The sequence below is a fragment of the uncultured Endozoicomonas sp. genome (genome assembly GCF_947495845.1).
In the GTDB taxonomy this organism is placed as follows: Bacteria; Pseudomonadota; Gammaproteobacteria; order Pseudomonadales; family Endozoicomonadaceae; genus Endozoicomonas.
The window spans coordinates 1-11934 of the sequence record NZ_CANMAO010000007.1 but is presented as its reverse complement, the minus strand read 5'-3'; the positions used below and the strand labels follow the sequence as shown (position 1 = coordinate 11934).

The window sequence follows — 11934 nt, the reverse complement described above, 5'->3', positions numbered from 1 at the left end:
ATTAAATCTTGGAGAGGGAGGTCTCAGGATGAATACGTTCACCATTGAAGGTTGGAAGAAAAAACCCGGCGCATTTAGTCCAACGCCCATCAACAATCTGCACTTCCGCATTAATGACCACTATCATCTTCTCCTGGAGCAGGCTGAAGAGAGCTTACTGGACAGCGACAAGGAAGACGTCATGTTCGCCATTGATATGGAGACCATGGAGCTCCAGCTTCCCAGAGAGTGTGGATCACTGGCGGATTGCCAGCTGAGAGTTTATCTCAGCCAGCAAAGCCAAAGGGGGCAGTTCCATCTGGTAGCTCATTGCGCTGAGGATAACAGTTTAGTGTATTCCAACGCAGTGATGATTGATCAGCTGGGGTAAAAGTCATTGATACAAAAATGCCTCCCGTGAATAACACGGAAGGTATTTTGCAGTGGAACATCGAGTTTGAGCTAGTGAGATTAAGAGCTACTGAGATTAAGAGCTACTGAGATGCCGTAAAATCCAGCATTCGCTGAAGGGGCCTTAGGGCATCTGTGCGCAGCTCATCACTGACCTCAATCACATTCAATGCGCCTGGAGACTCCAGACACTCCAACAGTGCATCCAGCGTATTCATGGCCATCCAGGGGCAGTGTGCACAACTTTTGCAGGTCGCACCACTGCCCGCAGTTGGCGCTTCTAAAAACTGTTTATCCGGTGAGGCCTGCTGCATTTTGTAGAAAATCCCACGATCCGTGGCCACAATAAATGTTTTATTTGGCATCTCCTGAGAAGCTTTCAGTAGCATGCTGGTAGAACCCACCACATCAGCCACTTCAACCACCGACTGCGGAGACTCCGGGTGCACTAGAACAGCAGCGTCCGGATAGACCTGTTTTAAATCCAGAATACCTTTGGCCTTGAACTCCTCGTGGACAATGCAGCTACTGTCCCAGAGAATCATATCCGCGCCGGTATTTTTCTGGATATAAGCACCGAGGTATTTGTCTGGCCCCCAGATTATGGATTTTCCTTCAGCATCCAGATTTTCCACAATATCCAGTGCACAACTTGAGGTCACTACCCAATCGGCACGGGCTTTCACCGCAGCGGACGTATTGGCATAGACGACCACTTCACGATCTGGATGTTGGTCGCAAAACGCAGAAAACGCATCAGCAGGACAACCCAAATCCAGAGAACATTCCGCCTCCAGGGTCGGCATCAGAACCTGTTTTTCCGGGCTGAGAATTTTTGAAGTCTCCCCCATAAAACGAACACCTGCGACCACAAGCGTCTGGGCATCATGGCGCGCACCGAAGCGTGCCATTTCCAGAGAGTCCGCAATGAAACCACCGGTCTCATCGGCCAGCGCCTGAACGACAGGGTCTGTATAATAGTGGGCAACCAGTACTGCGTCTTTTTCCTTGAGCAGGCTTTTGATTCTGTCTTTTTTAACTTCCGTCACTGCCGAATCCATCGGCACCGCCGTTTGTTTTAAATGGCCCTGAACGAGCTCTCTATCTATCACTGCATTCATAAAGCTGGCATCCGGAATAGCAGCACTCAGCTCTGGAGTGCTCTGTCAACCTGTCTATCCCCATCGTCTTTCAAGATACTACGTTGTTGTCAGCGTTCGCTCACCCCGATCACCTACTACTTGTAGGCTCACGGGACCCGAGGGCCTAAAGGCTTCGCTTACTTGTCGCCTAGTAGCATCTTAAAATCCAATGGGTATACAGAGGCACAGGCAATGCCTGCAAATCCTTACTTAAACAGCCTGTTGGCTGAAAACAAAAGCGAAGTCTAACACACCGTAGAAAAGTCAGCAGCTTGAATGAAAAATTAGGACAATATGAAGAAATACAAAGCAGAAATGGTGGGTCGTGTAGGATTCGAACCTACGACCAATTGGTTAAAAGCCAACTGCTCTACCAACTGAGCTAACGACCCGTGCCAGAAATTATACGTGGAGGAGCTTGTATTACAAGTACCGATTTTTCCTTATATACCCAAAGCATTTCAAGTTGCTACGCGGCGGCAAATGAGCGAATCCGCAGGAGCCTACAAACAGTAGGTGACTGGGGTGAGCGATAGCAGCCAACAAAGTAGCAGCTTGAAAGGCGACGGGGATAACATTGCTCGTAGCCCATACTCAGCCTTGGTATAGCGTTGGATCAGCCACGCCAGCTTCCGCAAAACCTCTCTTTCGATACGTACAACTATCACAAATTCCACAGGCAGCACCTTGAGCATCCGCCTGATAACAGGAAACGGTAATACCATAGTCCACGCCTAACTGATCACCGGCGACGATAATTTCGCCCTTGGTCATGGTCAGAAGCGGTGCATGGACTTTAAAACTATCGCCCTCAACACCAGCACGGGTTGCAAGGTTAGCCAGTTGCTCAAAGGCTTGTAAGTATTCAGGCCGACAATCCGGGTAGTTGGAATAGTCAACAACGTTCGCACCTATAAAGATATCTCGAGAACCAAGAACCTCCGCCCAACCGAGCGCCATCGAAAGAAAAATCGTATTTCTTGCCGGCACATAAGTAGAGGGGACAACACTGTTTTTTTCTTTTTCGGGATCGTCAAAATCCGGTACATTCATTGTTTGATCCGTGAGCGCGGAGCCGCCGATATCCGTTAGCCCAACCTTCAGAACCTTATGCTCGATAACGCCCATCGCGTCAGCGACACGCCTGGACGCTTCCAGCTCTGAACGATGCCGCTGACCATAATCAAAGCTGACGGTGTAACATTCAAACCCCTGCTCTTTCGCCATTGCCAACACAGTTGTGGAATCAAGACCACCGGATAATAGAACTACTGCTTTTTTCATTTTTTGTTTCTCTAATTCAGACACCGGGTTTATCACCCCAGATAATTCGATGCAGCTGTATTTGAAACCGAACTGACAGGCGATCTTCCAGAATCCAGCCTGCCAGTAGTTCCGGGGAAAGCTGGCCACTCACTGGGGAGAACAGGACATCAGAAACTCTTTCCGACAGCCCGAATTCAATCAGTTTTGATACTGACCAGTCATAATCTCCCCGATCAGCAATCACAAATTTGATTTGGTCTTTATTATCCAGCAGGCTGATATTTTCATACAGGTTTCGATGGGACTCACCAGACGCAGGGGGCTTAAGATCCATCACCTTCACCACTCGAGAGTCGACATCATCAAGAGCAAATGCGCCACTGGTTTCCAGAGAGACTTCGTAGCCTTTATCCGCAAGCATTGACATCAACTGCTGACACGCCTTTTGCGCCAGGGGCTCGCCACCCGTTACCGTCACATAACCCGGGTTAAACTCATCCACCTGAGCAACGATGTCCTCAAGGCTCATCAAACTCCCGCCTTTAAAGGCGTATTCGGTATCGCACCATGTGCAACGTAATGGACATCCGGTCAACCGAATAAATACCGTCGGTAATCCCGAAGTTCTGGTTTCGCCTTGCAGGGAGTAGAAAATTTCTGAAATTCTTAGCATTAACGTTACAGCCAGAATAATGCTTTAGCATTGTGTGATTATTCAGCGGACTATTGTAGGTGGTTTAATTATCGATATCACCCTTATTATGGGTGTTGATGTTTAGATACATATAAAAGAGGGGAATACAGTCAGTGCAGATAGAAAAATCCGCACTGAAACAAGCCGTCAGGAGTTACCCATAGCCCGAAGATACGTGTCAGACAAACGTGCAGCTGCGCTGCCCGGATATTTTTCGATGACCGCTTCGAGCAATGCTTTGGATTTGTCGCGCTCACCTTTTAAGTCGTAAATCCGCCCAAGCTTATAGCTGGCATCCGGAACTTTGGCACTCTTGGAAAAATCTTTTATCACCACTAGAAACGAGGCCAATGCTTCATCATATCGCCCTTGAGCCATATCCACTTCACCTAACCAGTAATGTGAATTAGCAGCAAAACGACCGGTTGGGTAGGTTTTCAGCTGCTTCTGCAGCGCGGCTTTGGCTTCATCAAACTTTTTGGATCGGATTAAACTGAACGCTGCTTGATACGCTTTTTCTTCTTCAATGTCTGCAGGTTCATTAACCACTTCTGGCAATGGCTTTAATAACGGCGGGGTGGTTGACTTTATTCCACTGGAGGCAGATGCAGTACTTGGTGTGGCTGAACCAGAATTGGAAAGACGTGTGATTCGATCGTCAAGATCAACATATCGCTCCCTGTTTTCACGCTGCAGTTTGTCAATCAGGAAAGCCTGCTCTTCCAGCTGGCCACGAACTTCCATCAATTCCTGCTGCATTTGATTCAGGGTATTGATCAGATGAGCTGTACTGTTATCAGCACCGCCCACTTGATCAGAAGGAATTGAACGAACAGGTTGATCCGATATTTGGCTGACGCCCGTTTGAACCGATGACGCGCCCATGGGAACGGAATCTTCAACTGGGGCTGGAGCTGCCATTACACCGCAGGAAAACACTGCGAGTAACGAAAACACCAGGGTCTGCTTTGATAGCAATGCCGAATCTTTTTTACCTGTAATCATTCAATCCCCTATATTTTGCAATTACTCAGTAATGATAACTGCACGACGGTTCATAGACCAAGCAGTATCATTATGCGCTGGGTCCAGTGGCTTTTCAAAACCGAAGCTAATCACTTCGATACGGCCAGCAGCTACGCCTTTAGCAGCCAGATAGTCTTTAACTGCTTTAGCACGACGCTCACCCAGAGCAAGGTTGTAAGTTCTGGTGCCGCGCTCGTCGGTGTGACCCTGGATAACGATGTTCTTCATGTAGCCCTGATCAGAAGTCAGATAAGCAGCATGAACATCCAGAGACTTATATGCTTCCTGACTCAGCTTGGAGCTGTCGAATGGGAAGAAGTAAGTGTTCTTATCCAAGAGCGCCTGAATTTCTTCAACAGAAGCATTTACCTTGCCACTATCAACCACTGCCTGTACAGCAGGATCGATCACTGGCTGCACTTCTACCAGCACTTCTTCTTCAACGGATACGGAAGGCTGGGTATTAGCAGAATCCTGCTTGGAAGCACAGCCCGCCAGCCAGATAGAAGTCACAGCAATTGCTGCTACCTTAACAAAATGACCCATACGCATGGTTAACTCCAATCGTTTTTACGGTATTTACACCAAAGTCACATTTCAGTCCGATTATATACTGAAAAAGTCATTACGAAACTGAGATACAACATCAGTATCACTAAACGAGCAGTACACTATCAGAAGTCAAGACCCTCGACTAGCACGAATACCAGGGGATGATAAGAATTCCTCAAATATTGTACTGCTGTCTTGTAGTAACTCTCGTAGTAACAGCAGCATAGCATTTAATAACTAAATCAGCGGGTTAACACTTACAAACTCCGCATCCTTCTATGGCCCGGGAGGCTGCTGTCAAACCTTCAGGAAACCAGACTATTTCAAAGAAGTAGCTGGCCCCCATGCTGGCTCGCGCACATCACCATAAGCCGACGGTAAACGCTGCTTTACGCGGCCGTCGGCGGAGACAATACCCAGCTCGCCATGTTCTCCACCTTGAACCGAATAAATCAAACGCCGACCACCAGGTGCAATACTCGGTGAATCCTCCAGTTTAGAAGACGTCAGTGGTCGCAGGCGCCCGGTATCCAAGTCCAGAATGGCAATATTAAATGCCGCTGCCCCCTGACCTTTATGAACAAGCGCGATAGACTTGCCATCAGGGAATACCTTGGCACGGGCGTTAAACTTGCCTTCGAAGGTCAGCCGCTTTGGTTTACCTTCAGCGACAAATTTACCATTGCTTCTACGGGACACAGCTTGCTGATAAACCTGCGGACCACCGCCTCGATTCGAGGTAAAAATAAAACTCTTACCATCCGGCATCCAATCGGGCTCTGTATCGATACCATAGTGACTGGTTACATTGCTGAATTTATTGGTCGCCAAGTCCAGAATATAAACGTCTGGATTGCCATCTTTAGATAGCACCATGGCTATGGATTTTCCATCCGGCGCCCAGACTGGCGAGTTATTCAAGCCTTTAAAGTTGGTTAATTTCTTGCGTTTTCCTGTTGCCAGCTCCTGCATATAAATAGCAGGGCGACCTTGTTCGAATGAAACATACGTCACACGTGTGCCATCAGGAGACCAACTGGGAGACAGAATCGGTTCTCTTGAACTGAATACTTTGCGGGTTCGTTTGCCGTCCGCATCCGCATAGTTCAACTGATAATCTGTTCTTTCTACACTGTGGCGTTGAGCCGTGACGTAGAGAATTCGGGTAGAAAAATCCCCCGTTAGCCCAGTAATGTTTTCATACACAGAATCACTGACCCGGTGGGACATTTCACGTAATTGACTGACCGTTCCTGAAAAACCACCTTGATCAATTCGTTTGCCCCTGATCACATCATAGAGTTGATAGTTGAGGGTAAACACTGGGCCGGTTTGCGACACTTGCCCGGTCACCAGATAGTTAGCGCCCAGAACCTTCCAGTCACGATAATAAACTTCGGCCTCGTTGACAGGGAAACTCAACATACTGGTTCTCGGCATCGCTTTGAATACGCCGCTGAGATTCAAATCATTATCAACAATGCCAGCAGGATCCTCTGGTAAAATTTGATCTCCCTGCCAGCTGAATGGTGACACCGCAATGGAAACAGCTTGATCATTACCACTAGTGACTTCAATCAACAATTCACCGTGAGCCAGCATGCCAAACAACAAACTGTAAATGACTAAGCAGCTTTTGAGTAATTCCCTCATCTCACCAAATCCTCAGGGCTGAACCGAAATGTTATCTGTCGAAAATACTGGTCGAACAGGCGTCGTTCAAGGTTTTTTAGCTCAGAAAAAGGCGAGGCTCGCCGCAATGCCTGAATAACGGAGCGGTCATATTCTTCATTACCACTGGACGTCATCATACTGATATCCAGCACATCACCAAAGGGCGAAAGGTTGATCCGCACTTCTGCCACCATGCCATTTCTGGCACTGGGGGGACGATTCCAATATTGGGAAGCCAATTGTCTGATCAGTGCAACATACCGTGCCTGTTCAAGTTGATCATGTTCCAGCTGTTGCGCTTCCTGCTGAGCACGAGCTTCTGCTGCCAGCGCTTGCTCAAGGGCAGCTTGCTGTTGCTCAAATCGGCGCTGTTCCTCTTCACGCCGTTTTTTTTCTGCTAATGCTTTCTCATCCGCTTCGGCTTTTTTCTTTTCCTGTTCACGCTTCAGAGCAATGGCTTTCTGACGCGCCTGTTCAGCCTTTTTCTCAGCTTCTGCCTTGCGCTTTGCATCCGCTTTTTTCCGGGCGTCAGCAATGCGCTTCTGTTCCGCCGCTTTCTGTTTGGCATTATCAGGCACACGAACAGGCTTCGGCGTCGCTTTCGGGAGCTCAACAAGCGCTGCACTGATGGGCATTGGCGGCGTAAACTTCGGTTTTGATTCCGTGTGCCAGCTGATGGTTAACAAAATAACCATCAATGCATGAAGAATCACAGACAAGGCAATGGCAAAGGTATAACTTTCACTTTCCCGTCCACCGGAAAACGTCCCTGAGAACAGACTTCTAAAACGTCCTTTCATTTACTGTCCTTCCAGAGCCGCCGGATCAGTAACCAATCCTACGTGGCTGATACCGGCTTTTTGAATGCCCGCCATCAACTGTACAACAGAACCATAGGCAACATTGGTATCCCCCTGAATCAACACTTGGATATCCGGTTTGGCGGCAACCACCTTAGCCACCTTTTCGGTCAATGATTCAAGGGTGACTGCCGTATCACTTTTGCCGCCCAGATCAATGAAGTAGCTGCCATTCGCTTTCACTGAGACAGTGAGAATTTCACGATCTTCCGGCAAAGCAATACTCTCGCTGGAGGTTTTCGGCAGCTCGACCTTTACCCCTTGAGTCAACATCGGCGCAGTGATCATAAAGGCGACGAGCAACACCATCATGATGTCGATGAAAGGCACCATGTTGATTTCAGACATGGGTTTGCGACGATTTCTAACCTGTGCCATAAGCTCAACAAACCCTGTTAATTTTTGCTATACACTTTGCGATGAAGAATGCTTGAAAATTCATCCGCAAAGGTTTCATAGTTTGCCAACAGAGCTTCCACTTTGGCGGCATAGCGGTTATAGGCGACAACGGCCGGAATCGCAGCAACCAGACCTACGGCCGTGGTCAAAAGCGCTTCAGCAATACCAGGCGCCACGGAGGACAGCGTGGGTTGTTGCACCATAGCCAAGCCACGAAAGGAGTTCATAATCCCTACCACGGTACCGAACAAACCAAGGTATGGGCACGTTGAACCCACTGTGGCGAGAAAGGGTAAATTCATCTCCAGACGCTCCTGCTCTCTGGAAATAGCGACTCTCATTGCTCGCTGAGCACCTTCCATAACCGCATCAGGATCTTCTGTCCCCTGATTACGAAGACGGGTGAATTCAGAAAACCCCGCTTTAAAGATGTGCTCAAGACCTGAGTTCGGATGTTCATTCTGTTGAACTTCCCGATAAAGCACAATGAGATCCATACCGGACCAGAAACGATCTTCAAAGGTGAGCATTTCATTTCGCGCACTGCGAATTAACAGCCCACGCTGAATGATCATTCCCCAGGAAGTAACCGATGCAGCAACCAGGATCAGTAAAACCAGCAAAACCATCCAACTGGAGTTACTCACCAGCGCCCAAAGAGACATGCTTTCTGCCACTAAAAACCTCTCAGACCGTCAAATACAAAAATTGGCGCTGATCATATCATCAAATAGATAGCCATAAGAGGCGAAAAGAGATAGATCAAGCACGTTTTGAAAAGATAATTATGTATTGAATGATACTATATGGATAGGGTTGCAAAAAAATTTACAGACTGAATATATCTAAATTTCTTTTAGCCTTGTGAAGATTTCAGCTCATCACATAAGGTTTCTAACTGATGTATATCCAGAGATTTACAAGCTGCGACAATTTTATCAGGGTAATCACCATAACCTCGATTTCCAACCCAGGTGCTCGCTACCCGATAAAGGCTGTCAATGTCGCCTATATCGAGCGTTCTTTTCATCGCAGCGGTCATTTCACTAATAACAACATGTTCAACCTGCATGCTTAACTCATTAGTTTGATCGGAGCCCATATAATGCTCAAGTATTTCAAACAGCTGGTCAAAACGAATTGGCTTTGAAATAAAAGAAGCAAACCCATACTCAGTAATCTTCATTTGGGTTGAATCAGTGACGCTGGCTGATACAGCTATAATGTTGACCGTTTTCTGGCCGCTGACCGCAAGGATAGACCGCGCTGCTTCAAACCCATCCATTACCGGCATTCTCAGATCCATTAATATCACCTCATACCGGTTCGCATGAAACAGTTCTAAAGCTTTTACTCCATCAGCAGCCGCATCAACACTATAGGATCTGGATTCAAGCGCCTTAACCAGCATATTACGGTTTGTCTGACTGTCATCAACTACGAGTATTTTGCCTTTAGTGGCACTAATTGAGTGGCTCGTGATGCCTACAGAGTGATCAATATTCAATGAGAGCGCTGAAACTTCCTTACCCTCGCAAGTTTGACAAGGTATCGAAAAATAGAAATTACTTCCCTCTCCGAGGACGCTATCAACCTGAAGCTCGCCCCCCATTGCCTTAACTAGTCTGTGGCAAATTGACAACCCTAACCCAACCCCTCCGGAATCAGTTCCTTGATTAAGCTGGGTAAACGGTTGGAACAATCTGCTTACTTCCTCTAATGCAATGCCTGGACCACTGTCAATCACCTCAAAAAGCAATCTTCCAGACACAACACTGAGATTCAAATAGATAATACCTTCGCTTGAAAACTTGACAGCATTACCCACCAGGTTAATCAAGATCTGACGCAATTTAATATTGTCCGCAACAATTTCATCAGGCACATATTCATTGACAGTCACTTTCACTTCCAAAACTTTTGCATAAGCAAGCTCCCTTACGTTTGCCAGTACTACCTCAATAGTCTGCTTTAAGTTGAAGGGAACGGCGTCTGTTTTAACGGTTCCACTTTCTATCTTTGTGATATCCAGAATATCATTAATCATCGTCAGCAAATGCAGTCCACAGGACTCAAGACACCCCAAACTCTCTCGGCAATGATCGGGTATTCCCGAGTCTATCAATAAGATCTGAGCATAACCAAGCACTCCATTTAATGGCGTTCTGAGCTCATGACTGATATGCGATAAAAACAGCGACTTGGCGCTGCTTGCTTTCTCTGCCGTTTCTTTAGCTCTTAACAGCTCATTTTGAATAGCTTCACGTTCCGTGATATCCCTGAATACAATTGAGATAATTGCGCCATCCAAAGTCATTAGAACATTGCTCGAAATTTCTATTGGAAAGCTGAAACCGTGCCGGTTATAACCCCTCGATAAAACTTCATTCAGACAGTGCGTCTCAGGAGAATTCACTTCAAGGCGATCTAACAAAACAAGCTGATCGCGACTCTCCGGATCAATTAAAACCGATAGAGGTAAACCAACAATATCTTCATCATCATAACGAAACAAGCTCACCACCTGTCGATTGATCAGTTGAATAACACCTTTATCATCCGTAATAACAATAGCATCTGGTGAGCCTGCAACTAGTAATCGAAAGCGTTCAGCATCTTTAACCCTATTAGTAACATCACTTCCAAGCCCTTCGATGCTGAACTCAGATGTTGATCCATAACTTGTCAAATCACCTTGATGCGCGAGCCCTCCACAATAAACCTCGATGAAACGTGAAGTTCCATCACGATGAATCATTTCAAGCTCAAAGGATTCTAGACGACTATCCATAAATCGATCCTGAAGCATGCTTTTAAAAAAGATATTTGTTGAAGAGTCAGTCAAGTAGCTTTGAAAGAATCCAACAAATTGCTCTTCACTGAACCCTAAAACAGATTTAATGGAAGGACTTACATATTTAATCTCTCCAAACTCACTTAAACTAAAATAAAAATACCCACCTTTAAGCTGATTAATTAAACTCCCAAAATTATTAAAACTCAATTTTTTAATTTCGTTTTCACGACTCAGCAATCTATTTTTAAGCTGATGAAAGCTTCTTTGCAAACTAACAACCTCATCATTTATTTCACACCCTGACTGGCCGAAGTAAGAAGCCACACCACCAAAAGCATTCATCTCTTCTTTTAATCTATTGAGAGGTGACACTATTCTTCCAGACACTATCCACAAGCATAAAATAGAACAAAGTAGCGCTATCAAAATAAGACCTCCACTTAAAACAGCTTGCTTTATTAGAGGCGCTAAGATGTAACTTTCCTTAATAGCAAAACTGAAAAACCACCCTGCCGTTGGTAACGGAACAGCTGTACTCCACCTAGTATATCCTCTAGATGCAATTCTAACCGACGTCAATCGACCGCTACTTACTACCTCACCCAAAGCCTCTAAGAAATAACCACATGGGAGACTTTGATTCTCATGTGAAATTACCGGATTTAAAATAAAGTCAGAAACGGAGTTATTACTAATATCTGGAAAAAATAGCTCGCTATACCCTGTACTCGACTTTAGATTTTCCATAAAACGGAAGTTTGGTCAGATTGCATAATTTCAAACAAACCAACATCGACGAACTATTTTTTCAGGCTCGCTTATATTCGGTTTTTTTGTCTAAAAGCCTTTAGTTATGCGGCTTTACCCTTATCACAAACCAACTGGTCGGTCAGTCTATTAAAATCAAACTCATATTTTTGGTTATATCTGTTCCAGCCCTCGCGAATTGGGAACCGTGGAATAATTTTTGAGAGCGCAATTCTCATCATGCCAGCGGTCGTAGTGTCCTGATCTCGCCAGGGTAAACTCGAGATGCTTAGGCACGCCTCATTTTTACGGCTCTTCAGGGATATCTGTGGGTAAAAAATGAACTGATTTAATGAAAAAAAGCACCAGCGATCAATTTCTGATAGA

General features: G+C 46.0%; 12 protein-coding genes and 1 tRNA gene. 1 reads left to right on the top strand and 12 read right to left on the bottom strand.

The window, feature by feature from the left end; all coding sequences use genetic code 11:
- Positions 1–28 precede the first annotated feature (28 nt).
- Entirely contained in the window at positions 29–370 is a 342-nt protein-coding gene (locus Q1B11_RS07045) for a hypothetical protein (protein WP_067522229.1), read from the top strand.
- 103 nt (positions 371–473) lie between these two features.
- Here the strand turns inward: Q1B11_RS07045 and nadA are convergent, their stop codons facing one another.
- The 12 genes from nadA to Q1B11_RS06985 form a co-directional block, all read right to left on the bottom strand.
- Complete coding sequence (nadA, locus tag Q1B11_RS07040) at positions 474–1511, bottom strand: quinolinate synthase NadA (RefSeq protein WP_299729730.1); 1038 nt, start codon at positions 1509–1511, stop codon at positions 474–476.
- A 337-nt stretch (positions 1512–1848) separates the two neighbouring features.
- Positions 1849–1924: transfer RNA gene (locus tag Q1B11_RS07035), tRNA-Lys, on the bottom strand.
- A 202-nt stretch (positions 1925–2126) separates the two neighbouring features.
- Complete coding sequence (gene queC, locus Q1B11_RS07030) at positions 2127–2816, bottom strand: 7-cyano-7-deazaguanine synthase QueC (RefSeq protein ID WP_299729727.1); 690 nt, start codon at positions 2814–2816, stop codon at positions 2127–2129.
- Positions 2817–2832: 16 nt separating this feature from the next.
- Complete coding sequence (queE, locus tag Q1B11_RS07025; RefSeq protein WP_299729724.1) at positions 2833–3471, bottom strand: 7-carboxy-7-deazaguanine synthase QueE; 639 nt, start codon at positions 3469–3471, stop codon at positions 2833–2835.
- 168 nt (positions 3472–3639) lie between these two features.
- Positions 3640–4497, bottom strand: coding sequence for a tol-pal system protein YbgF (gene ybgF / locus Q1B11_RS07020; protein ID WP_299729721.1), 858 nt, complete (start codon positions 4495–4497; stop codon positions 3640–3642).
- Positions 4498–4518: 21 nt separating this feature from the next.
- Positions 4519–5070, bottom strand: coding sequence for an OmpA family protein (locus Q1B11_RS07015; protein ID WP_299729718.1), 552 nt, complete (start codon positions 5068–5070; stop codon positions 4519–4521).
- A gap of 318 nt (positions 5071–5388) precedes the next feature.
- Positions 5389–6723, bottom strand: coding sequence for a Tol-Pal system beta propeller repeat protein TolB (tolB, locus tag Q1B11_RS07010; protein ID WP_299729715.1), 1335 nt, complete (start codon positions 6721–6723; stop codon positions 5389–5391).
- Positions 6720–7544: a cell envelope integrity protein TolA gene (gene tolA / locus Q1B11_RS07005; protein ID WP_299729712.1), complete on the bottom strand. Its 825-nt coding sequence runs from the start codon at positions 7542–7544 to the stop codon at positions 6720–6722. The genes tolB and tolA overlap by 4 nt, the downstream gene beginning before the upstream one ends.
- Positions 7545–7982: a protein TolR gene (tolR, locus tag Q1B11_RS07000; RefSeq protein WP_299729709.1), complete on the bottom strand. Its 438-nt coding sequence runs from the start codon at positions 7980–7982 to the stop codon at positions 7545–7547.
- A gap of 17 nt (positions 7983–7999) precedes the next feature.
- A complete protein-coding gene (tolQ, locus tag Q1B11_RS06995) occupies positions 8000–8680 on the bottom strand; it encodes a protein TolQ (RefSeq protein ID WP_366139439.1) in 681 nt (226 codons plus the stop codon).
- 179 nt (positions 8681–8859) lie between these two features.
- Complete coding sequence (locus Q1B11_RS06990; RefSeq protein WP_299729706.1) at positions 8860–11547, bottom strand: PAS domain-containing hybrid sensor histidine kinase/response regulator; 2688 nt, start codon at positions 11545–11547, stop codon at positions 8860–8862.
- Positions 11548–11651: 104 nt separating this feature from the next.
- A partial coding sequence (locus Q1B11_RS06985) for a hypothetical protein (protein WP_299729703.1) occupies positions 11652–11934 on the bottom strand: 283 nt, incomplete at its 5' end.